Source organism: Olivibacter sitiensis DSM 17696 (genome assembly GCF_000427965.1).
GTDB classification, from domain to species: Bacteria; Bacteroidota; Bacteroidia; order Sphingobacteriales; family Sphingobacteriaceae; genus Olivibacter; species Olivibacter sitiensis.
This window is the reverse complement of the sequence record NZ_ATZA01000019.1, coordinates 1-26,231: the sequence shown is the minus strand read 5'-3', so window position 1 is coordinate 26,231 and position 26,231 is coordinate 1. Positions and strand designations below refer to the sequence as shown.

The window sequence follows — 26,231 nt, the reverse complement described above, 5'->3', positions numbered from 1 at the left end:
TCAATGTTTTATACAAAGTGTTTGTTTAACACTATAACGCATTGCTCTACACATGGTACAAATATTTAGATGTAGGAAACAAAATTGAAAGAATTGAATGGTGTAGTTGTTGTAATGTATTCATTTTTAGTTGATAACGATTTATATGATTTTGGTACAGAAATTAACATATTAGACATGTTTTTTTTTACCTTACTGCTGTTTTAAAGCTACATTAGCCAGATATAAACCTTATAATTAATATGGCAAAAAATTCTGTTTTATCATGGTCCTTCGTAATAGCATTGGGAGGTTTTTTATTTGGATTCGATACGGCGGTTATTTCCGGGGCGGAAAAGGCGGTTCAGATTTATTGGGATCTCAGCGAGTTTCAGCATGGGGTTACCATGGCTATAGCACTCATCGGTACGGTAGTTGGTGCGGCAATGGGGGCTTATCCATCGGATAGATTTGGACGGAAAAACACCCTGTTCATGGTGGCAGCACTTTATTTCTTTTCGGCGCTAGGTACCGCTTTGGCCTATGATTGGTATGTGTTTATCCTCTTTAGGTTCTTAGGTGGTATTGGTGTGGGGGTCTCTTCGGTCACTGCACCAATATATATATCCGAAATCGCTCCGGCTGATAGACGTGGTAAACTGGTAGGACTATTTCAGTTTAATGTGGTGTTGGGTATTTTGATAGCCTATCTGTCCAATTATTTCATTGGTTTTTTGGGAGAGAATTCATGGCGCCTCATGCTTGGAGTGCAGGCATTTCCGGCTGCTTTGTTTTTTGTGTTGATTTTTTCCATTCCCAAAAGCCCACGTTGGTTGCTTTTGCACCGCAACGATAGGGAGGGAGCATTGAAAGTGCTGAAACGCATAAACGACAAAAACCATCATGAGGAGCTAGCAAATATTGAGGCTGCGGCAAAGCGCGATGCATCCAAGGCTGGTCACAGCATATTCTCCAAAAAATATCGCAAACCGGTGTTGTTGGCAGTATTGTTTGCGATTTTTAATCAGGTTTCTGGTATCAATGCCATCATATACTATGCGCCGCGCGTATTTGAAATGGCGGGTTTAGGGGCACAGAGCAGCCTGCTTTCTACGGTAGGTATCGGTTTGGTCAATTTTTCCTTTACCCTTATTGCTATCAATTTTATCGACAAAGTAGGAAGGAGGAAGTTGATGTTGATTGGGTCTGTAGGCTTGATCGCCGCATTAAGTTTGGTTTCCTATTCCTTCTACGCCCATGAGTCTGGTGGCAGCGAGAACATATTGGTCAGTGGCATGGCTATTACGGTCTATCTGATGATCTATATAGCTTTTTTTGCATTTAGTCAAGGTGCTGTTATCTGGGTTTTCATCTCAGAGATTTTCCCGAATGAAGTAAGGGCCAAAGGACAAACATTGGGTAGCCTTACGCATTGGGTGATGGCTGCTATCATCACCTTCTTCTTTCCGGTACTGAGTGCTTATCTTGGTGGAGGTACTACTTTCCTGCTCTTTGCCGGATTCATGGTGCTGCAATTGCTATTCGTCATCAAGCTGATGCCGGAGACCAAAGGGCGATCGCTCGAAGCTATAGAAGAAGGAAATATAATATTGCATTAATCGTTAAAAGTGTTGAATTTAAAAGTTCGGCTATGGAAAAGAAAGTAGTTTGCTTTGGAGAGATCCTTTGGGATATGCTGCCCTCTGGACCGAAAGCTGGTGGTGCGCCTATGAATGTGGCCTATCACCTGCGTAGATTGGGTATTAAAAGTGAGATGATCAGTAGAGTGGGAGAAGATGAGATGGGGCGTAGACTTACTGACAGACTGCAGGATATGGGACTGTCCACTGAATATATTCAAATAGACAAGGAGCATCATACCAGTGAAGTGATCGCAACGATAGGCACTGATAACGAAGTTAGTTATGATATAATTGCACCCGTAGCATGGGATTTCATTGAGTATGAAGACCGATTTGCTAAATTGGTGTCCGAAGCTGATATCCTGGTATATGGCAGCTTAGTGGCACGGAATGCAACAACACGCGATACCCTTTACAGGCTTGTTGACCAAGCAAAGATGCGCTTGTTTGACGTAAACTTAAGGCCTCCGCATTATACTCGTGAGACACTGGAATACCTGTTACATCGGTCGGAAATCGTAAAGTTAAATATCAATGAGATGCGCATTATCAGCGGATGGCTGGGCAATATTACTGGCGATGAGGCCGTTGGTGTTGCTCTTATTCAGCAAGAGTACGGCATAAAGGAAATTGTACTGACCAAAGGGGGCGATGGGGCATCTTATTATATTCAAAATGAACAGCATAGCATGAAGGCCTACCCCGTAACGGTGAAAGACACGGTAGGTAGTGGGGATTCTTTCTTGGCGGCCTTTTTGTCTCAAAAATTGCAAGTCAAACCCATAGAGGAGATGCTGGATTTCGCTTCGGCACTAGGTGCTTATGTCACCACACAAGAAGGTGCCAATCCAGATTATAAGGCGACTGATTTGAATCGGTTTATGTGGGAGAAGTATTTGGAAAAAATCGATTGGAAGTAGTTGGCGGCAGTATGCCTTCCTAATACTTCGTCTATTTTGCAATCTCGTCCATTGATCATGGTTGGCGTTGGACGAGATTGGCTCTAGTTTTGCGACGATGTTGGGCTATAGCCGTACAAAAGGCGTTTTTCTTAAACGTCTTTTATTTTGGCGACTATGGCTTTTATTTCTTCCAGGTTGCTCATGCTGGGTTGTGCTCCCATTTGCTGCATACATTCATTGACATAGGTCATTTCGCTATGTCTTTCTTTTTTTGCCGAACAATGGAATTCCTTCGCTTTCGTTTGCCGAATTAATTCCTCTATGTTTGCACTGTTGATGCCCGAACCGGGCATGATGCTGATCCTGTCGTTTGCCTGTTCTACCAGTTCTTGAAGAAATGCCGCTCCAGCGATAGCGCTGGCTTGCTGGCCGGAAGTGAGTATCCGTTGGCAGCCAGTAGCTATGATGTCTTCGAGCGCTTGCAACGGATTTTGACAGCAATCAAATGCGCGGTGGAAGGTGACTCCCATGGGCTCGGCTATCTTCACTAAGCTAGTGGTGCGCTCTTTATCTACGGAGCCGTCTGGAAACAAAAGACCTATAACTACGCCTTCACAACCTAGCTGGCGGCAAATTTCGATGTCCTTGGCCATGCAGTCGTATTCGGCCTGGCTGTATAGGAAGTCGCCAGCCCTGGGCCTGATAAGTACATAGGTAGGTATATGGAGCCGTTGTTTCACAAGAGCAATAGTGGCATAGGAGGGCGTAGTACCGCCTATCTCCAGATTGGCACAAAGCTCGATGCGATGAGCTCCAGCCTCTTGGGCCGTGCAGGCGGATTCAAAGGAATTGGCACATATTTCTAGTTTCATGTTTTTATATTGGCGTCAAGTATCAAGACATAAGTATCAAGACATCCAAACAGTCGATCTTATGTCTAACGTCTCATATCTCACATCTAATAAACACTCTTCCCTTTAATGATCAAGTCTTGTTGCTGCTGGTCGCATACGGCAAAGGTGAAGCCACCTTGCAGGGCGTAGGCGCCATATTCACCCTGCTTGTTCATGGCCAGAAAACCTACCTGCAGGCTTTTGCTGGCTTCGGGTTTCTTTTTGATGATGCGTTGCACGGCTTCCTTGCAGGCGGCTTCTGGCGAATAGCCTTGACGCATTAGTTCTACTACCAAGAAACTGCCAACGGTACGCACCACTTCTTCTCCCACGCCAGTGGCCGTAGCTCCCCCCACTTCATCATCTACGTATAGGCCAGCGCCAATGATGGGGCTGTCGCCAATTCTTCCCCGCATCTTAAAGGCCATACCACTGGTAGTACAGGCGCCGCTCATGTGGCCATCTGCATCTATGGCCAGCATGCCAATGGTATCGTGGTTATATTGGTTGCCGGGCAAGCGCTCTTTGTTGAACGATTCGTTTTCGATATTGATGATGGGTTTGTACTCGGCTTTCTCGAGCCATTCTTTCCAGGCTTTTTCACTTTCCGGCATTAGGAGGTTTTCCTTTTCAAATCCGTTTTGCAAGGCAAACTGTAGGGCTCCTTCGCCTGCCAGCATCACGTGTGGGGTTTTCTCCATCACCAGGCGAGCCACCGAAATGGCGTGCGTTACATGTTCCAATGCCAGTACGGCACCGCAGTTGCCGGCACTATCCATGATGCAAGCATCCAAAGTGACGTGCCCGTCACGATCTGGGTAGCCGCCTTTTCCTACGGTAACATTCTTGAGGTCGGCCTCGGGCACTTTCACACCCGCCTCCACGGCATCAAGTGATTTGCCGCCCTTGCCTAAAATTTCCCAAGCGGCTTGGTTGGCCGCCACGCCAAAATCCCAGGTAGAGATGACGATGGGTTGGTTGGCTTTAACCGTATGAAGACGGTTCTTTCCTTGAATGCTGGCGATGGGAGAAAGGGCCATTGCCGATGTGGCCAAAGAGCCTAATTGAATGAATTTGCGTCTGTTGATCATGTATTTGATGCTTGTATTGCGGGGGATAAATATAGGGAATTGAATCGAGAATTGTTTTTTTGTTGAAAACACGTAACTTTGTATCTATGAGCACTTCTAAAGCAAATAAAAAACATCTGAACTCCAAAGGAGCCGCTATCTTCAAAAAAATATTGGAGGATAAACGGGCGATCAGTGCACATTTGCAACAAGGAGGCAAATTGACCGACCTAAAAGATAAATATAATTTCCTTGATCCCGTATCCTTTTACAAAAATAAGTGAACTTTCATTTGAATTCCAAACAGAACAGGGCTTGGTATATTTTGCCTATTTTGTAGATTACGCATGGATGTTTGATGGTTACGCATTTGTCAAGCATGTATATTCATTCAATCTCGATGTGACTCTAGGAGATGTCCATAAGAGTTCGACGGATGAACGGATAGCATTTACGATAGTCCATATTTTTAAAGCTTTTTTTCACTTGAAAACCATGTGGCAGTTTATATTTGCGACAGCATGGATGGCCGCCAATTGGCCAGAAAGCGGAAGTTCGACCTTTGGTTTTGGCGATACAACGACGGAAGTATCATCAAGGAAGACCAACTGGCTATCATCGAGGGCGTAGGCATTTACAATACCCTGCTCGTTCACAAGCACAATCCGCATGCCCAAGAGCTGGTAGAAGCTTTTCGCGAGCTAAATGCAAGGGATCATTCAAGCAAATAAGTATTGGCCAAAGCTATTCAGGCAATATTGCTGTGTTTTTGACGGAACGTGCATTTTTTGTTGATAAAATTGCTTAAAAACGCACTCTGCTTTTGTTTATTAGTTGTTTTCCTTTTATATTGCCCATTATTTACATTTTTATGCGCTACACATTGCTTTCAATTATTGGTTTTTTCATTATGGCGCCTATTTGGGCACAAGAAATCGATACCATTGCCATGAAAAAGCTGCAAGAGGTCATCATGCCGTTGAAAAAACAATATGCGCCCGACAGTAGGGAGGCCTTGTTGACGCTAGAGAGCACCCGTGATGGGCGGTTGGTAGTGGAAACAACGGAAAAAGAAGCATTGCCTGCTTTAGAAAGGTTGTTGGATAGCCTATCTGTTTCGGGTATACAGGCAGAAACAAACTTATTGCCCGATGCTACCCTAGGCGATAGTTTATATGGCGTGGTGAAGTTGTCGGTGGTCAATATTCGTTCTAAACCGGCCAATTCGGCCGAGATGGCCACTCAAGCCCTTTTGGGTGCCCCATTGCAGTTGCTCAAGAAACAAGGCGGGTACTATTTGGTCAGAACGGTAGATGGCTATATCAGTTGGTTGGACAATGCCGCTTTGCAGCCTATGGCTATTGGCGCATTCGATGTTTGGAAAAATGCTCCAAAGGTAATCGTAAAGACCGATTACGGCCATGTTTATACCGAAACCAATGAAAAGGCAACAAGGGTGTCGGACGTCGTGCTGGGCAATGTGTTGCGTAGTATGGGAAAAGAAAAAGGCTATAGAAAAGTATTGTTTCCAGACGGCAGGGGAGGCTATATCAAGGAAGAGGCCGTTATGGATTACAATGATTGGCTCAAAGTAGCTAAATTGGATGCCGACCGTATCATTGAAGTAGGCAAAACCATGTTGGGCGTACCTTATTTGTGGGGAGGAACCAGTGTGAAGGGCGTGGATTGCAGCGGATTTACCAAGACGGCCTATTTCATGAACGGCTACATGATACCGCGTGATGCCTCGCAACAGGTGCTGGTAGGCGAAGCAATAGCTATATTGGCGGATGATGGCGAATTGGATACGGTCAAGGCCATGGCCAATTTGAAGAAAGGCGATCTGCTGTTCTTCGCGTCGGGCAAGAACAGCAATCCTAGTGCTCGCGTGACGCATGTAGCTATGTACATAGGTGATGGCGAGTTTATCCATTCGGCCGGCCAAGTACGTATCAACAGCTTTTTGTCCTCATCGCCTATATATGCCGACTTTCAGACCCGAACGGTAGTGGCCGCGAGGCGTTATATAGGTCAGGAAGGAAAAAAAGGAATACACGCTTTAAAGGAAGTCTACTATGAACAATAATCTCTCAACTTTCAACTATCATAATGATTAACAGAAGAAATTTCTTAAAACTTGGGTCTATGGCAGCAACTATGGGTTTAGTGTCCTCTTCGTCGCTTGTGGCTGCGGGCGCGGCTGTAGTGCGACGAACAGGCAAGTTTACGTTAAGGTATAGGCCTTATACCTTGGAGTTGAAGCATGTGTTTACCATAGCGGCAGGTTCACGCAGTACCACGCCGGTGGTACTCACCGAATTGGAGTATGATGGCATCATAGGCTATGGCGAGGCTTCCATGCCACCCTATTTAGGTGAGTCGCACAGCAGTGTGCTGGCTTTTCTGGATAAGGTAAACCTCGCTGGTTTTGACGATCCATTTCTCACAGATGACATCCTGCAGTATGTGGACGGGGTAGACAGCGCTAACCCGGCAGCCAAGGCTTCCGTAGATATAGCCTTGCATGACCTTCTAGGCAAGCTCATGAAGCAGCCTTGGTACCGAATCTGGGGTTATGATCCAGGCCTCACGCCTAATACATCCTACACAATAGGGATAGACAAGGCCGATGTAGTGAGACAGAAGGTGCGAGAGGCTGAGCCTTATAAGATTTTAAAAGTGAAATTAGGGCTGGACACAGACAAGATGATGATAGAAACCATCCGGGAAGTAACGGACAAGCCGTTATGTGTGGATGTCAATCAAGGATGGAAGATAAAGGAAACGGCTTTGGAAATGGCTCATTGGCTCGCCGAACGGGGCGTTGTCTTCATAGAGCAACCCATGCCCAAAGAGCAGGTAGACGACAATGCATGGCTCACCGAGCGATGTCCCTTACCCACCATTGGCGATGAAGCCGTACAACGGCTGCCCGATGTGCGCAAGGCCTACGGTGTATATAGTGGCATCAATATCAAACTAATGAAATGTACTGGCCTGCGCGAGGCTCATAAAATGGCCGAATTGGCAAGAGCCTTGGAAATGAAGGTAATGCTGGGCTGCATGACAGAGACTAGCTGTGCCATATCGGCCGCTGCCCAGTTATCTCCTGTGGTCGATTGGGCAGATTTAGATGGTGCATTGCTCATTGGCAACGATGTGTTCAAGGGAATGGATGTACAAGATGGCAAAGTGATATTGCCCGAAAGCCCGGGCATTGGCGTAACGAAATTGTAAAGCTGTGGCTGTCTTTGATGGCGGCACGCGCTACAGTCGCGCGCCGGTTATTGGGTTTCGCCACCGCAACTTGCGTCGGCACAGCGTAAATGTTAGAAAAAAACAGGTTTTTTGGAATGAGAAAATATCATCTAATTACAATGGTATCCCTGCTGTGCTTGCGGCTTTCCGCGCAAGAACTGCCTAGTGCTACCATCGCCAAGGTAGACAGTATCTACAAGGCCTTTGCGGAGAAAAGCCATTCACCAGGCTTGGTGTACGGCATCGTATATGGGGGCAAGCTGTTGCATATAGGGCATTGGGGTTATAGTAACCTGGAAGAGCAGATAGCGGCAGATGGCAATAAGGTATTCCGCATAGCTTCGATGTCCAAGAGCTTCATTGGCGTGGCTGTCATGAAACTGCGCGACGAAGGCAAACTGCAATTGGACGACCCGGTTTCCCGGTATATTCCGGAGCTGAAAGCTCAGAAATTGCTTACCTCCGATGCGCCAGCTATCACTATTCGTCATTTGCTCAGCCATGCGGCGGGTTTTCCGGAGGACAACCCTTGGGGCGACAGGCAGTTGGATATCAGCAAAGAACAATTATTAGCTTTAATCAACAAAGGTTTTTCCTTTTCAAACAGTCCCGGAGTCACCTACGAGTATAGCAATACGGCATTTGCACTGTTAGGGTATTTGATCGAAAGGATAACGGGAGTTTCCTATAACGAATACGTCAATAGGGAAATATGGCAACCATTGGGTATGAAAAGCACCTATTGGGAATATGCCGATGTGCCCAGTGATAAACTGGCCATAGGCTACCGGTGGGTAAAGGACAAGTGGGTGAAGCAACCTATGCTGCACGATGGGGCCTACGGCGCCATGGGAGGCGTGCTCACCTCCATGGAGGACTTTTCCAAGTACGTTTTGTTCCATCTCAATGCTTGGCCGGCCCGTGATGGAATCGACAATGGTCCGGTGAAGCGGGCATCTCTACGCGAAATGCAACACCCCTGGAACTTCAATAGTCTCAATGCCACCAATGTCTATACGGACGGTACTGGATGTCCCATAACGGCGTCTTACGGCTTTGGGCTCAGATGGTCGCACGATTGCCGCGGCCGCACTACCATTGGCCATAGCGGCGGGCTTCCCGGTTTTGGCAGCAATTGGATCATGCTGCCAGATTATGGGCTGGGGCTCATCTGTTTTAGCAATGTGACCTATGCCGCCGCTACCGCTATTAATGCCCAGGCCATGGATGCCTTGATTCAGGATGCCGGCCTCCAGGCGCGAGCCGTTCCCGCAAGCTCTGTATTGGAGCAGCGTAAAAAGGAGCTGCTGGCCTTCCTTCCCAACTGGAAGGACGAAGCAAGGGAAGCGGTTTTTGCCGATAACTTCTTTTTGGACAACTATGATTATATGCTGCGCGAGACTTGTCAACAGCTATTTGAAGAAGTGGGGAAAATAGAGCGTATCGATGATATCGTGGCACAGAACAACCTGCGTGGTACTTTTGTTGTCCATGGTGAAAAAGGAAGCGTGTCCATCTATTTCACATTGAGTCCCGAGGCCGATCCCAAGATTCAGGAATTTAAAATCAATAAACTCCCTTAGCTGGACAATGATCATACAAATGGAATTGGCACGCCCAGCGACTAGGCCATTTTAATTTTGATCAGGCGGTTATCCACCGGCAAGGGTTCCACGGAACCCACCTTCACCATGTCGTGATAACGCGGAAATAAGGGGTTTAACAAAAAGTTGAATTCCTTTGGATTGACGGCCGATCGTACGCGGACACCTAAATGTTTGGACTCGCGCATCCATTTATCACCCAGCCGTTTGCTCTCGAGGTTTCCAATTTCCATCCAGTTTTTCGGATATGCCGTGTCGGGAGGCGTATATATTAGGCCCGGGGATACCTCCAGCTCAATGCTTGTGATAAACAGTTTTGGAGGGATGATGTCGGGATCGAAGTGCACCAAGTTTTCAAGATAGGCCAGCGAGCTGTTTTCGCTTGTATACAACACATAGGTTCCTGCGTTGTTCCATCTTCCACCGAACTTGTGGGCTCCCATTCCTGAAAGATCGGTAGCGCGCTGCTTTGCTTTGGCAATGCGATAGAGAACCATCAAGAATATACCCCTTCTTCAATGCGTCCGAGAATAGTGTCGATTAGCCCTAGGCCCGTGGGCATAGAGAATAGTTCTATTGGGCACATTCCGTTCAGTGCGCGATTGGGCGTAGCCAGCCAGTCGCGTACCTTTTCTTCATCTTCAAAAACTTCCATGGCGTGTTCCACAACCTTGGCGATCTCAATGAGGTGAGAGGAGGTATGTCGGTCAAGTCGGTCAGTATCCTTCTTGCGCTCAATGGTCTTTACGGACATATCGAGAATTCCTTCCACAAAAGCCTTTCTGGGCATGCCCAGAAAGGAAACCAGCGCATCTAGCGAAGCTTTTGTGATGCCTTGATTGCTCAATTTAATCAAGTCAAAATCCGTTTTGATACGGATGCCAAGCAATTCCTGTCCGCCCAATAGCGAGCTTACATCCCAATATATTTTTGTTTCCTTTTTGTTTGTTGTTGCCATGTTTTGCGACATTATTTCCAAATATAGGGATAATTTGTCGTTTTTAAAAAGGAGGTGTTATTCAAATTGCCGTTTTGCCCCCCGAAACGGTCGCTAGTCATAGGCAGAATACGGGCTCAAGTTTGAGGGTGCACAAGCGGGATGGCCAAACTTGGACCAAGGGGGGCTTTTAGCTTAAGCTATTGCAAACCTACATACGGATCAAGATTGAGCAATAAGGCACAGGAATTAATGAGTAACATTTGTGTGGTGCCATTTAACTTAATACAAATAAAAAGTTTAGTTTTGTGGAATTATTTTTTCCGACACTAGAAACGCTATGAAATCTCCCGAAATGCCTAGACAAGCTGTGTTTGAAATGCTAGAAGAGTTTGAACACGAGAAGATCATTTTTTGCCACGACAAGCGCATAGGGCTGAAAGCAGTGATAGCCGTTCACGATACCACTTTAGGACCAGCAATAGGTGGGGTGCGTATGCTGCCTTATAGAAGTGAGCAAGAGGCGGTGAGCGATGTACTGAGGTTATCTAAGGCCATGACCTATAAGGCAGCCATTAGTGGAGTCAATTTGGGAGGGGGCACGGCAGTTATCATCGGCGACAATAATACCGAAAAGACAGAGGTTATCCTTAGGAGATTGGGGCAATTTGTGGAAGAACTGAATGGCAATTTTATTGCCTCGTTGGACGTGGGAACTACCTCAAAGGACATGGAATACATACGTATGGAGACCAAGCATGTAGTGGGTCTTCCCAAAAGCCTCGGTGGGAGCGGTGATACGGCGCCCTTTACGGCTAGGGGTGTATTTCTTGGCATGAAGGCAGCTGTGAAGGAAGTGTACGGCACAGATAGCATGGCTGGGCGCACGGTGGCCGTGCAAGGTACCGGGAAGGTAGGGGAGCACCTGGTGGCCCTATTGAGGGATGCCAATGCTAAGGTGTACGTAAGCGATATAGCACCGGATAGAATGGTGTATGTGGCCAATAAATACGGTGCCAACCCCGTAGCCAACGTAAACTTGTTCGATTTGGATTTTGATATATATGCCCCCTGCGCATTGGGAGGCACCGTCAATCACCATACCATTAATCGCATGAAATGTAAGATCATAGCAGGATCTGCAAACAATCAATTGGCAGATGAAGTGGTCAATGGGGAGGAACTGATGGAAAAAGATATTATCTTTGCGCCAGATTTCCTGATCAATGCCGGCGGTCTGCTTAGTGCGTATTCGGAAATAGCAGGCTACAGCGCCGTCAGGACGGCTTCGCTGACGGAAAACATATACGAAGCTACAAGAGAAGTAATCAAGAAGTCAAAAGCCGAAAGGATTCCGACGCATCTTTCGGCAAAACGCATTGCCGAAGATCGCATGGAGCAGATTGGGAAAATTAAATAATAACGGCAAGGTTGCCGTTGGCATTAGCTGAATAATATACAAAAAAATCGTTCTTTAAACATGTTAAACAGAAGGCATCTCCGTATCAAAGTCTTGCAAACCATTTATGCATATTCGTTGTCGGAAGAAAAAAGCATCCAAGCTTTTGAAAAGGTATTGTTGAAAAGCGTAGACGAGGTGTATGAAATGTATATCTGGACTTTAGGCTTTATTTCGGAAGTGGCAGACTACACATTGATAGATGCTGAGGGACGCGCCAACAAGTTTCTTCCCACTGAAAAAGACCTCAAACCCAATACTCGTTTTCAAAACAACACATTTATAGAATCATTTAGAATCAACCCCTCTTATATTGAATATGCAAAGAAGTATAAGGTGGACGTTGTATTCGATCGTGATTTAGTGAAACGTGTTTTCATGATTCTCAAAGATAGTCCGGAATATGCGGCTTATTTGGATAGTGAAGATCGCAGCATCAAGGCGGAAAAGGATATCATCAAATTTATATTCAAAAAAATTATGCTCAAAGATCCCGAGGTAGGAGAAGTATTTGAGCAGAAATTTCTTCACTGGGATACCGATAAGGAAGTTTTGCAGGCTTTGATAGCAAAGACATTCAAAAACTTTGCAAGTGAAGATCCGGACAAGAACCAATTAGCCAACCTTTGCGCCAATTGGGATGAAGATAAACCTTTTATTTTGGATCTTTTTAGGCTGACGATTCGTCATGGTGAGGAATACCAACAATATATCAGCAATAAGACCAAAAATTGGGAAGCAGATAGAATAGCGCTGATGGACACGCTGATTATGCGTATGGCCATTTGTGAATTGGTGAACTTTTCGTCCATACCGGTAAAGGTGACTATAAATGAATATATTGAGCTGTCAAAGGAATATAGTACGCCAAAAAGTAATGCCTTTATCAATGGTATATTGGATAAGATATTGCTGGAACTAAGATCGGAAGGAAAGATCAGGAAAATAGGCAGGGGACTGATAGATTGATGATGTCCAACTGACAAGCTTTCAGCTGATGGATAGAAGGCATATTTTTTGATTTTGATAGAAATACAAAAGTAGGTTCAATGAATAAGAGATTTTTTTTATCGTTAGGAATTGCAGTGGCCTTGTTTGCCTGCAGCAATAATGCACAGCAATCGAATGCTGGTGCCGATATAGTGGAACATGTGAATGAGGATGGTGACGTAGCGGATTCGTCAGGAGCCAAAATTGCATTTACCGAAGAAAAATATGATTTTGGTCAGATAAAGCAAGGCGAGCAAGTGTCACATGTGTTTGAGTTTGTCAATACAGGTGAAAAACCCTTAATCATCACCAATGTGACGGCGGGCTGTGGCTGCACTACGCCCGTATATGACAAGAAGCCCGTCAATCCCGGGCAGAAAGGCCAGATAGAAGTGGGCTACAATAGTACGGGGCAGTCCATAGGAAGGCAACAGAAAATGATCAGCGTGCAGAGCAATGCAGGTCAAATGGTTGTCTTGCAACTCAATGGAGAAGTAACCAATTAATTTTTTTAACATATAATAATTTAGTCAAATGACATTAGCAACAGTAATATTACAGGCAAGTGGTGGTGGATTGATGGGGTTTTTACCCATGATATTGATTTTGGTGGTTTTCTATTTCTTTATGATTCGCCCGCAGATGAAGAAGCAAAAAGACCATAAAAAGTACATCGACGAGCTGAAGGTCAATGATAAGATCGTTACTTCAGCAGGCATCCATGGACGTGTGGTAGAAGTGGGAGCCACCACCATTTTGGTAGATGTTGGTAGCAATACGAAGATCAAATTTGACAAGAGTGCCGTAGCGATGGAAGCGAGCAAGGCATTGAACGCGCCCAAAGCGGCTCCGGCAGAGCCCGCTGCTGAGGAAAAGAAATAACGCAGCACTAGCCCTGAGGTATAGACGCTTCGGCAAATAGACTATTGTATTAGTTGTTTTGCCAAGCGTTTTTTATTTTAGCGGCGTATTGTGCGAATAAAAGAGGTTATGGCCATATTCAATTTAAATAGGACCCAACAACAAAAGCTTACGCTATTTGTCGGATGTATTGTCATATCCTTCTTCGTATGGTGCCTATTTGCCTTATCCAATCATTATCAATACCGCGTCAACGTGGCGCTCAACTATGTCAACAGTCCTGAGAAAAGGGCTTTTCACCCTTTGCAGTCCGATACGGTGAGCATGCAGGTGGAGGGGACGGGTTGGCAAGTGCTGTTTTCTGGCCTGCGCTTGACGCCGCTTAAGGTCAACGTAGACCTCAGCGGTTTGAAAAGTCGCGACTGGATTGTGTTTTCAAATCAACTGGGATATATAAATCGGCAGTTTGATGCCAATCAAACGGTCGTATCGGTCTCTCCCGATACGCTGTACTTCAGCTTTTCGGAGCAGGCTGTAAAGAAAGTGCCAGTGAAGCTGGCGTATGATCTGGATTTTAAGCAACAATATAATGTGTCCGGAGAAGTGGATATCAATCCCAAGTTTGTGACCGTCACAGGCCCATTGGAGGATCTCGTACAGATTGAAAGCTGGCAAACTGATACGTTAAAAAGAAATAACGTATCAGAAAACATTACAGCCAGGCTCTCTCTCATGAAGAACAAAAAATCCAATTTGTCCGTAACTCCTACTGCCGTCGAGATGCTTGTTCCCGTAGATGAAGTGACTGAGAAGATTATAGACGTCATCATCAAGCCAGAAAATGCAAAGGCCTATCATATGGTGAAAATCATTCCCGAGAAAGTACGACTGACGGTGATGATATCCCTTAACGAATACAAGAACGTGAATAGGGATGCGTTTGAAGCGATTGTTAATTTGAATGATTGGAAGAGGAATCAGGTAAGCAATTTGCCCATTATCATCACCAAGCAGCCTGAATTTGTAAATATTATTAAGATAGAACCGCAAAATGCCTCTTTTTTTGTGAGAGAATAGACTTTATGTTAGAGATTGGAGTAACGGGAGGAATAGGAAGTGGGAAGACAACCATCTGCCGTGTATTTGAAGTGCTCGGCGTCCCCGTATTTTATGCAGACACGGAAGCAAAAAAGGTGATGGTACGGGACCGCAAGCTGGTGGCGGCACTGAAGCAACACTTTGGCTCAGATATTTACTTGCATGATGGACAACTAGACCGAAAAAAACTGGCCGACATCGTATTCAATGATGCGGAAAAGCTTCGTTTGTTGAACAATTTGGTGCATCCCGAAACGATATCAGCATACCAGGAATGGGTAAAAGTTCAACAGGCTCCTTATGTGATGAAAGAAGCTGCATTGCTTTTCGAATCTGGCAGTTATAAGTTGTCCAATTTCAATGTCCTGGTTGTCTCTCCCGAAGCTCTGCGCATTGGCAGGGTAATGGCAAGGGATGGCGTCACCGAAAACGAAGTGCGGGCAAGGATGTCCAAGCAATGGCGGGATGAGGAAAAAATGAAACTGGCAGATTTCGTCATTTACAATGACGAAAGTCACGCTATATTGCCGCAGGTACTGCAATTGCATAGGCATTTCCTGCAAGCTAGTAAGGAGGCTAAGGGCTAGTATGGATCATATCCTGGAAGATTTTCTTGTCATGACGGAACAAGGAATCTATTGCTCTTACGGCGATTTCTATATAGATGCCCGTCATCCTGTACATACTTGCCTTATCTCACATGCCCATGGTGACCATGCCATTGCAGGGCATGGGAATGTGTATTGTACCCCGCCCACCAAAGATCTCATGCAAGTCCGTTATGGAAAAAAGACAGCAGGGCAATTCGCTTGCTATGAATATGGCAACGTCTTTACAGTAGGAGGGGTAGAAGTATATTTTCTTTCGGCGGGGCATATGTTGGGGTCTAGCCAAATCATGATGGTGTATAAAGGAGTGAAATACCTCTATACGGGAGATTATAAGCTACAGCCAGACGCCACCTGTATGCCTATTGTGCTGGAAAAGGCAGATGTGCTTATTACGGAATCTACCTTTGCCCATCCTGACACTACGCATCCGCCAGTGGAGGCAGAGATCGCCAAGTTGCGCGATGTAGGGTTCAATATCCTCTTGGGAACCTACGCTCTGGGGAAAGCGCAAAGGCTGACCCAATTGATTAATGCCCACTGTCCACAATTGGAAGTGTTTGTCCATCATCGTATTGCTCCTTTCCATCAGGTATATGAGCAATATGGGGTGCGAGATTGGCAATACAAGCTCTATAATAGGAAAGCATTGAAAGAAAAAAGTGCAGGTGCCGTGTACATGGTGCCACCAATGACCTTTAATAGTTATATCAGAGCAAAAAATGTAATAAGGGTGTTTGCCTCGGGTTGGAGCCATTTGCAGCGGGGCAATGCCCTGTCGCTCTATATCTCGGATCACGTTGACTGGCACGATATCCTATATACCATATCTCAAGTAGCGCCACGACAGCTATGGACCCTACATGGAAATGGCAATCACCTGAAAAAGCATTTTGATGAAAAAATGCTGGTAAAGGCATTGTAGCTTATATCCATAAGCTCTTTAATTCAATAATTCCATTAACTTTGCACACATGCTAAACAATAGCTTATCCATGACAAGCAAAGAAATCAGAAAAACCTTTTTGGACTTTTTCCATAGCAAGGGGCACCAAATCGTGCCCTCGGCACCCATAGTAGTAAAGAACGATCCCACCCTTATGTTCACCAATGCCGGCATGAACCAATTTAAGGCGCTGTTTTTGGGGGAAGCGCCCATCAAGTATCCTCGGGTAGTAGATACTCAGCGATGCTTGCGTGTTTCCGGTAAGCACAATGACTTGGAAGAAGTTGGTATAGATACCTACCATCACACCATGTTTGAGATGCTCGGCAATTGGAGTTTTGGCGATTATTTCAAGAAAGAGGCCATCGCCTGGAGCTGGGAGTTGCTCACCAGTGTATATGGCATAGATAAAGATCGATTATATGTGACCGTCTTCGAGGGCGACGAAAAGGAAGGGCTACCCAGGGATGAGGAAGCGCTCCAATATTGGAAAGCCCATATTGACGAATCGCGTATCCTATTTGGCAATAAAAAGGACAATTTTTGGGAAATGGGCGAAACAGGCCCCTGTGGTCCTTGCTCGGAGATCCATGTTGACTGCAGACCTGATGACGAACGCGCGATACTGGACGGCAAGGAATTGGTCAATGCCGATCACCCCCAGGTCATAGAGATATGGAACAACGTATTCATGCAGTTCAATAGGCTGAAAGACAGTAGTTTGAAGCCATTGCCCGCCAAGCATGTGGATACGGGAATGGGCTTCGAGCGTTTGGTACGTGTGCTGCAGGGGAAACAGTCCAACTATGATACGGACGTGTTTATGCCATTGATTGACGTCATCGCTACCGCGGCAAAAAAATCGTATGGCGATGATGAAGCGTCAGATATCGCCATGCGCGTAATGGCCGATCATATCCGTGCCATATCCTTTGCCATTGCAGATGGGCAACTGCCCAGCAATAACAAGGCAGGCTACGTCATCAGAAGGATATTGCGTAGAGCAGTGCGTTATGCTTATACCTTTCTCGACTTTAAGGAGCCTTTCTTGAATACCTTGGTGCCTGTGTTGGCAAAACAATTTGAGGGGGTATTCGATGAATTGATTGCCCAGCAAGATTTTGTGCAAAGGGTGGTGCTTGAAGAAGAGCAAAGTTTCCTTCGCACCTTGGTGACTGGCGTGCAGCGTTTTGAAGGCTATCGAGCTCCAGACGGCATCGTCAATGGCGATTTTGCTTTTGAGCTGTACGATACTTTTGGATTTCCCATAGACCTCACCGAGCTTATGGCCCGAGAAAAGGGATGGCAGGTGGATATGCCGGGCTTTCAAACCTCGCTGGAAGAACAAAAGCAACGATCTAGGGCGGCGACAACGATAGATACTGGCGATTGGGTGACGCTTTTGGACGAAGACCAGGTGGAGTTTGTGGGCTATGATAGCTTGGAGGTAGAAACTCAGCTAGTCAAGTACCGAAAGATAGCCATGAAAGGGAAGGACCGCTATCAATTGGTATTGAGCAAAACGCCTTTTTATGCCGAAGGCGGTGGAGAGGTAGGCGATAGTGGCTGGCTGATGGCGGGCGATGAAAAGATAGATATAGTAGATACCAAAAAAGAGAATGGACTCATTGTCCATTTTACCAATACATTGCCTTCACATCCCGAAGTCGATTTTGTGGCTAAGGTGGATGCTGAAAGAAGGCATGATATAGAGCGCAATCACTCTGCCACCCATTTGTTGCACGCTGCACTGAAAAAAGTGTTGGGTACGCATGTCAATCAAAAAGGCTCTTTGGTGAGCGAAAATTCCTTGCGTTTTGATTTTTCCCATTTTAGCAAGCTAAGCGAAGACGAACTAAGGTCTATTGAACACTTGGTCAATGAAAAGATCAGAGAAAACATTGCAAAGAAAGAGCAACGTCATGTTCCTTTCGATCAGGCGATAGCCGAAGGCACCACGGCACTTTTTGGAGAGAAATATGGCGATTATGTACGGGTGATCACCTTTGGCGACCACTATTCCAAGGAACTTTGCGGAGGGTGTCACGTACCCGCTACCGGGAACATCGGCTTTTTCAAGATCGTTTCCGAAAGTGCCGTGGCTGCCGGTGTGAGGCGCATAGAAGCTGTTACGGGCAAAGCCTCGGAAAAGTTGATTGCCGAGCAAGGCAATGCCCTGCATCAGGTCAAGGAATTGTTGAAAAGCCCCAAAGATGTTTTGGCGTCCATACAGTCCTTGCAGGAGGAAAACAACAGGTTGAGAAAGGAAATAGAAAAGGCCGTACAGGAGAAGGCTGCAGTGCTCCGATCTCAATTGATGGAGAAAGTGGAGCATATAGATGGCTTAAATTTCATAGCCGAAAAGATAGATTTGGCAGATGCGGATGCCATTAAGAGTATTGCATTCGGTTTAAAGGATAAATTGCCTAATCTTTTTTTGGTTTTGGGATATGGCGACGAAAAGCCAGGCCTCACGGTCATGCTATCGGAAAATCTGGTGGCTGAAAAGAGCCTAAATGCAGGTGCCATCGTTCGAGAACTAGCGAAAGAGATAAAAGGAGGGGGAGGAGGGCAAGCCTTCTATGCAACGGCGGGAGGAAAAGACGCTTCTGGCTTGCCTCGTGCCATCCAAAAGGCTAGGCATTTTGTGCAGTCGGCCAGTGTGTAAACAATGAAATCTTGCTTTGGTCGTTTAAGATGAGGCAAAAATAGATATGAAGAAGACTATAGCGATATGGGTCGGCTGTGTATTCGCACTCTTTGCGTGCAACGACCATGATAATGAATTTATAATAGACGGACAGCTCACCAATAATGGAGCCATAAAGAAAATATTGCTCTACCAAGGTGAAAACATAGTCGACTCGGCTTTTTTAAACGACGACAACAAGTTCAGGTTTAGAAAGACCAGCCCCGTTCCGCAACTGTATGGACTGGAAGCTGGCGACAGGCACTATTTCTTTGTACTCCAAAACGGTGAGAAATTGACATTCAAGGCCGATCTTGAAGATCCAAAGATGGAGTATAGTATTGAAGGATCGGAGGTGTCGAGCAAGTTGAAAGGTTTCAATGAACTCAATCAAGATTACCTCTCCAAAATAAACGCTCTGGAAGAGGAGTTCACAAAGGAAATAGGAGAACGACCCGATCAGCGAGAAGAGATTATCGCTACGCTGAGAACAAAGTATGACTCCTTGATGCATGCGAGGGGAGATGCCACCGTAGCATTTGCAAAAAAAAACAGTGACAACTTAGCGGGTTTTTATGCAATCAGCTCTTTGGATGATTCTCAGTACATCGATTTTGAAAAAGATAAGATAGAATTTGCTGATCGCATTAAAGATAAGTTTGGAAACAACCAGGCCGTAAAGGATTACGTGGCCCACATGGCTGAACTGAAGCCGCTGAGCATAGGGCAAAAGGCTCCCGAGTTCGAATTGCTGGATATGAAAGGGAAAACCGTGAAATTGTCTGATTTTCGTGGGAAGTATACCTTAATAGATTTTTGGGCTTCTTGGTGTCAGCCGTGCAGGTTGGAAAATCCAAACATCGTGAAACAGTATCAGCGTTTCAATAGCAAGGGCTTTGATATATTGGGAGTATCCCTAGATTCTAAATTGGAAAATTGGAAGCAGGCTGTGGCTCAAGATCAATTGACTTGGACACATGTATCCGACCTATCCATGTGGAATAGCAAAGCTGCCGAGCTATATAAAGTCAGGCAAATACCTAGCTCCTTCTTGTTGGATCCAGAAGGCGTGATTGTGGCAAAAAATCTGAGGGGAGAAGCTCTAGGGCAATTCTTGGAAACGCATCTACCATAAGAACTGCGCTTTATAAAGCTATGTCTATAGCTTATTTTAATGATTATTTAACAATAACCTAACTTTTAAGTATTGTTAGGGTTATATTTTAGCACTAAAAATAAGATATGGCTAGTCGGCACAAAATTTTGATCGTAGATGATGAACCTGATATTCGCGAATTGATTGATTATCATCTAGGAAGAGATGGCTTTGAAACTTTCACCGCCATCAATGGCTATGATGCCATAGCAAAGGCCAAGCAGTTTGCGCCAGACCTCATTATACTGGATGTGATGATGCCAGAAATGGATGGTATTGAGGCCTGCAGGCTAATGCGCAACATGAGCCAGTTCAAGAATACGCTCATCGTGTTCTTGACTGCCAGAAGCGAGGAATATTCTGAAATTGCCGGCTTCAATGTAGGGGCTGACGATTATATCGCAAAACCTATCAAGCCACGTGCGCTCCTCAGCAGGATCAATGCTATACTTCGCCGAAATGTAAAGCAACAGGAAGAGGATGAACATGCCAAGATTACTATTGGCGACTTAGTGATAGATAGAGAAGCTTATCTCGTATATAGAGGAGAGGAAAAGATTGTATTAGCAAAAAAGGAATTTGAATTGCTGTACCTCTTGGCGTCCAAACCTGGCAAGGTACTTACCAGAGAGCAAATCTTGAAACAAATATGGGAGGAGTCTGTAGTAGTGACTAACCGAACCATCGACGTGCATGTACGCAAGTTGCGGGAAAAGGTAGGCGAACACTATGTTTCTACGGTAAAGGGCGTAGGCTATAAATTTGAGCTTTAATTTTCTTTTTTTGACGATATAATGTAGCTTTATAAAAAGTCGATTTTTATGGATAAAGCTGCGGTCGAAAAAAGGGAGAGTAATAGGTGCTTGCGTTTATATCGCTACGACATCCTGCATACCCCTCGAGAGCGAATATTTGACCATATAACCTGCCTAGCTGCGGAATTGTTGGGGGTTAAGTGGTCGTTTATATCTTTTCTTGATGCTGAGCAAGTATTCTTCAAATCCGTGAGCCATGAGGATATGCCTACTTATGTGGATCGTAGTGATTCGCTTTGCAGTTACCTGTTGGAACTGAACCTAAATGCCCCCATAGAATTTTCCGACTTAGCGAAAGAGCACTTTAAAGATCGGTTCGCCTTTATTGGCGATTTTGACATACACTATTTTGCCTGCGCACCATTGTTGACCCCAGACCAATACTGCATCGGATTCATTGGCGTGGTGGATAAAGATTCTCAACATTTGCCGAAAGGCAAGTTGGATAAATTGACAGCGCTATCTCAAACCATTATGGAGATATTGCGCCTGCGCCAATATGGTAGAAAAGCCATGCAAGAAGAGCAAAATTGGTTAAACAGGACGGTACATGATATCAAGAATCCACTCACCAGCATACGTCTTTACTCGCAGCTTATACAGCGAGAAGGGGGGACAGACGAAAAGATAAAACGGATGGCTGCTCGCATAAACGAATCTTCTGATGTGTTGCTCAAACGATTGGACGAGTTATTGGCATCGTTGTAAGACAAAGGCAAAGGCTTGCCTTTTCGTGATCATACTTTATAGTTTTTGAACCAGCTTTTTACTTTCATATAGATTACCCCAAAGAATGCCTCTTTAAATATTTTGGGGCTCATCTTGGACTCGCCAGCGGTACGGTCTACGAAAATGATGGGAATTTCCACTACCTGAAAACCATATTTGATGGCTTTAAATTTCATTTCAATCTGGAAGGCATAACCTACAAATTTTATTTTGTCGCGCAATATGGTCTCCAGTACTATACGTTTGTAGCATACAAAGCCTGCGGTGGCATCCATCACCTTGATACGCGTGATGAAGCGTACATAAACCGACGCGAAATAAGACATCAGCATGCGTTTCATGGGCCAGTTCACTACGTTTACCCCATTGATATAACGCGAACCTATTGCCACGTCGGCACCTCTTTCGCAAGCTTCTACTAGATCCGAAAGATAATCTGGATTGTGTGAAAAGTCGGCATCCATTTCTATGATGTACTCATAGTTACGTTGTAACGCCCATTGGAAGCCATGGATATATGCCGTGCCCAGTCCGAGTTTCCCTTTGCGTTCTTCTAGAAAAAGGAGGCCTTCAAATTCGTCCATCAGTCGGCGCACAATAGTTGCCGTGCCATCGGGCGAACCGTCATCAATTACCAATATATGGAAAATGCGGGGCAAGGAGAATACCTTGCGAACGATTTTCTCTATATTGTCCTTTTCATTATAAGTAGGTATGAGGACTATGCTGTCTGCCATGATGTTCAAAAAATGTATTAAGCTTCGTCAAATTAACGTACCCCGTGCATCAGTTTTTTCATAAGTGGCGTCAACATAATCATGAAAAGGCCTAGAGCCATAGGGACGAGGGTAAATATTAAGAAGAACGTAGTCATGGAGTATTGCTCCGTAACTTTGTCGATCATCCCACCTGCAGTACCGGCAATTTTATTGCCGATGGATGTGCCCAGGTACCAAATCCCAAACATGATCGCTATCATCCGAGCAGGCACCAATTTACTTACATAAGAGAGACCTGCAGGGGATATGCATATTTCGCCCATGGTATGGAAGAGGTAGGCCACTATAAGCCATATCATGCTTACGGAGGCTGTTTTTGCACCCTGCGGAATACCATCTGCACCAAGGGCCAATGCGGCAAAACCAATACCAAGTAAAATCATGCCAATACCACTTTTGTACGTTGCCAAAGGATTGTACTTACTTTCCCATATTTTGGAGAAAAGGGGAGATAGCGTAATGATGAACAAAGAGTTGAACATGTTGAACCAGCTAGCCGGCACTTCTGATTTTGTCTCTTGAAATTGATTGTACAACATGTATAGCGCTAAACCCCAGATAATGACAAATGCCGAGGACAGAATGACATTGCCGATGGCAAAATACTTGAAAGTCTTATTGAACAAAGAGAAAAGCACATAGGAAATAACGCTCAAGGGAATAAGGGTTATCAGCGTATTGGCTATGTTGAAAACCAGTTTGGAGCTGCCATCCAGTGATCTGAGGGTATAGTCTTTTGCAAAGATAGCCATAGAACCTCCGGCCTGCTCAAAGCAAGCCCAGAAGAAAATACTTATGAAAGCGAGGATGATGACGGCTATGATCTTGTCTCGCAGGATGGGCGTATATTGCGATACGCGCTTCACAATGATAAAAATAAAAATGGCAAAGGCTAGTAGTATGGCAAAATTTTCCCCTGCTATGCCAGCCACCTCAAAGTTGAACACATTGAAAGAGGATATTTTTGATACCGGGTCATTGATAACCCATACCACGCTCACAATGGATATAAAGGCAATAAGCAATAAGTCAAGCTTGGAAAAAGGATTTCGTTTCGCTTCGCGCGGATCTTCGTTTTCCTGAACTTCTTGTGCATCTTTTATTGGTTTCAGACCTATTTTTCCAAAGATTCCCTGTGTGAAATAGAACTGCAGCATGCCGATAAACATGAATATACCTGCCAGGCCAAAGCCGTAACTCCATCCCCAATCGGGACTTTCGCCAATATAGCCGCAAAGCAACATTCCTAAAAAGGAACCTGAATTGACTCCCATATAGAAGATGGTATAGGCACCGTCCTTCTTTTCCGGGTATTTTTTGTACAGCTCAGAAAGTACGGAGTTCATATTGGGTTTGAAGAAACCGTTTCCTACCACGAGGCAGCCAAGGCCGATATACATGAATATAGGATCAAATTCCAAGGCCATAGAAGCGTGACCCAGCGTCATGATCAATGCGCCTAACAGTACCGCCCATCGGTGTCCGATGATGCGATCCGCGATATAACCACCAAGGATAGGGGTGAGGTAGACAAGGGAGGTATAGGAACCGTATATGGCCAGTGCATGTTCTCTGGGCCAGCCCCAACCAGGATTGTCGCCTATGAGCGAAGTAGTCAAAAAAAGCACCAACAAGGCCCGCATTCCATAATAAGAGAAACGCTCCCACATTTCGGTAAAGAAAAGTACAAAGAGACCTGCCGGATGCCCCATTACCTTTAGATCAAAGAAATTGATTTCCTTCTGTTCAGCTGTCATTTTTTTGTTTACTCGTTTATTTGTGGATTAGTTTATTTGTTGTCTAAGTACTACCTACCAATTACTACTTTACGCCGTACATATATTTCCTCAATAAGGGGGAGAGCACCAAAAGCACCGTTCCGGTAATGATACCTGCATATAGTAAGAATGAATACAGTTCGGAGTAGGCACCCAATGCCACCTTGGTATCGGCAACTATTCCGCCTTCGGTGTCTACATGTGCAATATTGGCTAGTATGGAAGCTATGTATTCCGAGCTAGCAGTGGCCAAAAACCATACGCCCATCATGAATCCCACAATCTTTGGCACTGAAAGTTTGGTGACGGCAGATAGCCCAACGGGCGATACCGAAAGCTCGCCGCTGGTATGAAAAAAGTAGGCGAGCGCTAACCAAAAAGGAGCCACTTTCCCCAGTTCATTGGCATTTTGGATGCCTATTACCAATGCGCCAAAACCAACTCCTGCCAGGATAATGCCTATGGCAAATTTTACGGGCGTACTAGGCTCCATATTCTTCTTTGCCAGGCGAATCCATATCCAGGCAAATACGGGCGCAAATAGGATGATGAATAGGGAGTTGAGCGAAAGGAACTGCGAAGCCTTGATTTCCCCATAAGGCGTCATGCGATCTACCACGCGGTCGGCAAAAAGATTCATGGACGTATATGCCTGTTCAAATAGCGCCCAGAAGACAACCGTGAATAGGGTTAGCACAATCAATACGATCATCTGCCCGCGTTCCTTGGGCGTACACTCGGTAGCTATGAACCAGATGAGGTACAACACAACCAATATGGATGTGATAGTGAGCAGACTGCCTACTACTACGTGATTTTGTACAAGTTGCCAACAAACAAAAACGCCTCCAAATGAGAGTAAATAGATGAGCCATTCGTTGCTTATTCCCAATATAGATCTTGATCGAAGTAATTGCGGCTGCTTCGGCTCGGCCTTTCCCATAAGGTATTTTTGTCCTGATATAAACACAATGAGGCCAAAAAGCATGCCTATTCCAGCGGCACCAAAACCATATCGCCAGCCGTAAGTTTCGCCCAGCCAGCCGCATAGCAAGGTGGCGATGAAACCTCCCAGGTTGATGCCCATATAGAAAATGGTAAAGCCCGAGTCACGCCTGCTGTCGCCTTGCTCGTACAGTTCTCCTACAATGGTCGAGATATTGGGTTTCAAAAAACCTACGCCCATGATGATGAGTCCCATAGAGAAATAAAAGCATTGGATAGCAAATTCGTCTCGTACTGCCGTGCCTCCATCTGTATAGTAGGCCTGAAAACCCTCGAAAGCCATTCCCAAATGGCCTAAGACCAAAAGCACGGCGCCAAAAGTTACCGCCTTTCGGAATCCGAGAAAGCGATCTGCCAAAGCGCCGCCCAGAATGGGTAACGCATACACCAGAGCAGCGTAGTTGCCCACGATATGATTGCCCTCTGTGTCTGAAAAGAAATGGTACTTGGTGAGATAGAAAATGAGCAAAGCTTTCATGCCGTAGAAGCTAAAGCGTTCCCACATTTCCGTGAGGAATAAGATATAAAGGCCTACTGGATGTCCAAAGATCGTTTTTTTATCAATACCCTCTCCTTTGCTCCCTTGAGCGTGCTGTTCTTCTACCTTCATTAAATCACAAAAAAATCAAAATGCATGTGCAACTAATTATGTTTACTGCCGTTGTTCCCCTTCTTTTTACCTCTTGCACAGCATAATCATTAGATGGTTTAGTGTTTCCAAGGCCCAAAATTGCATAAATAATCGCTTAAATGGGAATTCTAATCCTATTTTTTTTGCGTGAACATCAATTTTAGCAAATTATTCTTGGGTGATCAGTAAAATTTAAGATATCAATAATTGTTTATCACTACCAAACGGATAAACTTAAAAACAGGCAATAAACTCACTTAACTTACTGATTATCAGTAAATATTTTCATTAGATAAAAAAGCCNCCCCCCCCCTGTTTTTTAGAACAGTTCTACCTGTATACAAGGTGGTTTATTTCGTTTTTTCTGTTTGCTGTAAGTTCTCCTGCTGTTCTGCACCATC

At 45.1% G+C, this 26,231-nt stretch carries 24 protein-coding genes and 1 pseudogene; 18 read left to right on the top strand and 7 right to left on the bottom strand.

All coding sequences use genetic code 11. The annotated features are described in order from the left end of the window. Positions 1-242 precede the first annotated feature (242 nt). Together A37S_RS0111455 and A37S_RS0111450 are read left to right on the top strand one after the other, a co-directional pair. Positions 243-1,598: a sugar porter family MFS transporter gene (locus A37S_RS0111455; protein WP_028297101.1), complete on the top strand. Its 1,356-nt coding sequence runs from the start codon at positions 243-245 to the stop codon at positions 1,596-1,598. Positions 1,599-1,630: 32 nt separating this feature from the next. Further along, positions 1,631-2,542: a carbohydrate kinase family protein gene (locus A37S_RS0111450; RefSeq protein ID WP_028297100.1), complete on the top strand. Its 912-nt coding sequence runs from the start codon at positions 1,631-1,633 to the stop codon at positions 2,540-2,542. Between the two features lie 131 nt (positions 2,543-2,673). Here the strand turns inward: A37S_RS0111450 and A37S_RS0111445 are convergent, their stop codons facing one another. Further along, positions 2,674-3,396, bottom strand: a complete 723-nt coding sequence (locus tag A37S_RS0111445; protein ID WP_028297099.1) for a copper homeostasis protein CutC — start codon at positions 3,394-3,396, stop codon at positions 2,674-2,676. 86 nt (positions 3,397-3,482) lie between these two features. Next, a complete protein-coding gene (locus tag A37S_RS0111440; protein WP_425414408.1) occupies positions 3,483-4,457 on the bottom strand; it encodes a glycosylasparaginase in 975 nt (324 codons plus the stop codon). A 137-nt stretch (positions 4,458-4,594) separates the two neighbouring features. On the opposite strand from A37S_RS0111440, the gene A37S_RS27490 reads away from it, so the two are divergent. From A37S_RS27490 to A37S_RS24470, 5 genes and pseudogenes are all read left to right on the top strand, one after another. Further along, positions 4,595-4,771, top strand: a complete 177-nt coding sequence (locus tag A37S_RS27490; protein ID WP_169719483.1) for a hypothetical protein — start codon at positions 4,595-4,597, stop codon at positions 4,769-4,771. A gap of 204 nt (positions 4,772-4,975) precedes the next feature. Further along, positions 4,976-5,218 (top strand): annotated as a pseudogene (locus A37S_RS0111430) (DUF6169 family protein); the annotation flags it as partial. Between the two features lie 179 nt (positions 5,219-5,397). Continuing rightward, positions 5,398-6,573: a C40 family peptidase gene (locus A37S_RS0111425; protein WP_245586364.1), complete on the top strand. Its 1,176-nt coding sequence runs from the start codon at positions 5,398-5,400 to the stop codon at positions 6,571-6,573. Between the two features lie 59 nt (positions 6,574-6,632). Next, positions 6,633-7,724 carry a dipeptide epimerase gene (locus A37S_RS0111420; RefSeq protein WP_245586363.1) on the top strand — a complete coding sequence of 364 codons (1,092 nt, stop codon included), beginning with the start codon at positions 6,633-6,635 and terminating at the stop codon, positions 7,722-7,724. A gap of 116 nt (positions 7,725-7,840) precedes the next feature. Then, entirely contained in the window at positions 7,841-9,328 is a 1,488-nt protein-coding gene (locus A37S_RS24470) for a serine hydrolase domain-containing protein (RefSeq protein ID WP_169719482.1), read from the top strand. Positions 9,329-9,369: 41 nt separating this feature from the next. On the opposite strand, the gene A37S_RS0111410 is transcribed toward A37S_RS24470, so the two are convergent. Next, the gene (locus tag A37S_RS0111410; protein ID WP_028297094.1) at positions 9,370-9,846 is read right to left on the bottom strand and encodes an RES family NAD+ phosphorylase; all 477 of its coding nucleotides are present in this window, start codon (positions 9,844-9,846) and stop codon (positions 9,370-9,372) included. Next, positions 9,846-10,307 (bottom strand): type II RES/Xre toxin-antitoxin system antitoxin, encoded by a 462-nt coding sequence (parS, locus tag A37S_RS0111405; protein WP_169719481.1) that lies wholly within the window; start codon positions 10,305-10,307, stop codon positions 9,846-9,848. Before parS ends, A37S_RS0111410 begins: the two co-directional genes overlap by 1 nt. A 319-nt stretch (positions 10,308-10,626) precedes the next feature. Here parS and A37S_RS0111400 point away from each other — a divergent pair, with 319 nt between their 5' ends. The 11 genes from A37S_RS0111400 (at position 10,627) to A37S_RS0111350 (ending at position 21,616) form a co-directional block, all read left to right on the top strand. After that, a complete protein-coding gene (locus A37S_RS0111400) occupies positions 10,627-11,706 on the top strand; it encodes a Glu/Leu/Phe/Val family dehydrogenase (RefSeq protein ID WP_028297092.1) in 1,080 nt (359 codons plus the stop codon). Positions 11,707-11,766: 60 nt separating this feature from the next. Continuing rightward, complete coding sequence (gene nusB / locus A37S_RS0111395) at positions 11,767-12,714, top strand: transcription antitermination factor NusB (protein WP_028297091.1); 948 nt, start codon at positions 11,767-11,769, stop codon at positions 12,712-12,714. A gap of 80 nt (positions 12,715-12,794) precedes the next feature. Further along, entirely contained in the window at positions 12,795-13,241 is a 447-nt protein-coding gene (locus A37S_RS0111390) for a DUF1573 domain-containing protein (protein ID WP_028297090.1), read from the top strand. Positions 13,242-13,269: 28 nt separating this feature from the next. After that, entirely contained in the window at positions 13,270-13,617 is a 348-nt protein-coding gene (gene yajC / locus A37S_RS0111385; RefSeq protein ID WP_028297089.1) for a preprotein translocase subunit YajC, read from the top strand. Positions 13,618-13,725: 108 nt separating this feature from the next. Then, positions 13,726-14,673 carry a CdaR family protein gene (locus A37S_RS0111380; protein WP_028297088.1) on the top strand — a complete coding sequence of 316 codons (948 nt, stop codon included), beginning with the start codon at positions 13,726-13,728 and terminating at the stop codon, positions 14,671-14,673. A 5-nt stretch (positions 14,674-14,678) separates the two neighbouring features. Continuing rightward, entirely contained in the window at positions 14,679-15,281 is a 603-nt protein-coding gene (coaE, locus tag A37S_RS0111375) for a dephospho-CoA kinase (protein WP_028297087.1), read from the top strand. A gap of 1 nt (position 15,282) precedes the next feature. Beyond that, on the top strand, positions 15,283-16,227 hold the full coding sequence (locus A37S_RS0111370; RefSeq protein WP_028297086.1) for an MBL fold metallo-hydrolase: 945 nt from the start codon (positions 15,283-15,285) through the stop codon (positions 16,225-16,227). A gap of 70 nt (positions 16,228-16,297) precedes the next feature. Further along, positions 16,298-18,916, top strand: coding sequence for an alanine--tRNA ligase (alaS, locus tag A37S_RS0111365; protein WP_028297085.1), 2,619 nt, complete (start codon positions 16,298-16,300; stop codon positions 18,914-18,916). A gap of 46 nt (positions 18,917-18,962) precedes the next feature. Then, a complete protein-coding gene (locus A37S_RS0111360) occupies positions 18,963-20,072 on the top strand; it encodes a TlpA disulfide reductase family protein (protein WP_028297084.1) in 1,110 nt (369 codons plus the stop codon). A gap of 107 nt (positions 20,073-20,179) precedes the next feature. Further along, positions 20,180-20,866, top strand: a complete 687-nt coding sequence (locus A37S_RS0111355) for a response regulator transcription factor (protein WP_028297083.1) — start codon at positions 20,180-20,182, stop codon at positions 20,864-20,866. A 48-nt stretch (positions 20,867-20,914) separates the two neighbouring features. Further along, on the top strand, positions 20,915-21,616 hold the full coding sequence (locus tag A37S_RS0111350) for a sensor histidine kinase (RefSeq protein WP_028297082.1): 702 nt from the start codon (positions 20,915-20,917) through the stop codon (positions 21,614-21,616). Positions 21,617-21,645: 29 nt separating this feature from the next. Here A37S_RS0111350 and A37S_RS0111345 read toward each other — a convergent pair whose 3' ends face one another. The 3 genes from A37S_RS0111345 to A37S_RS0111335 all read right to left on the bottom strand — a co-directional run bounded on the left by A37S_RS0111345 (position 21,646) and on the right by A37S_RS0111335 (position 25,809). Continuing rightward, complete coding sequence (locus A37S_RS0111345; protein WP_028297081.1) at positions 21,646-22,374, bottom strand: polyprenol monophosphomannose synthase; 729 nt, start codon at positions 22,372-22,374, stop codon at positions 21,646-21,648. 32 nt (positions 22,375-22,406) lie between these two features. Further along, on the bottom strand, positions 22,407-24,173 hold the full coding sequence (locus A37S_RS0111340) for a peptide MFS transporter (RefSeq protein ID WP_028297080.1): 1,767 nt from the start codon (positions 24,171-24,173) through the stop codon (positions 22,407-22,409). A 64-nt stretch (positions 24,174-24,237) separates the two neighbouring features. Further along, positions 24,238-25,809 (bottom strand): peptide MFS transporter, encoded by a 1,572-nt coding sequence (locus A37S_RS0111335; RefSeq protein ID WP_051293050.1) that lies wholly within the window; start codon positions 25,807-25,809, stop codon positions 24,238-24,240. Positions 25,810-26,231: the final 422 nt, after the last annotated feature.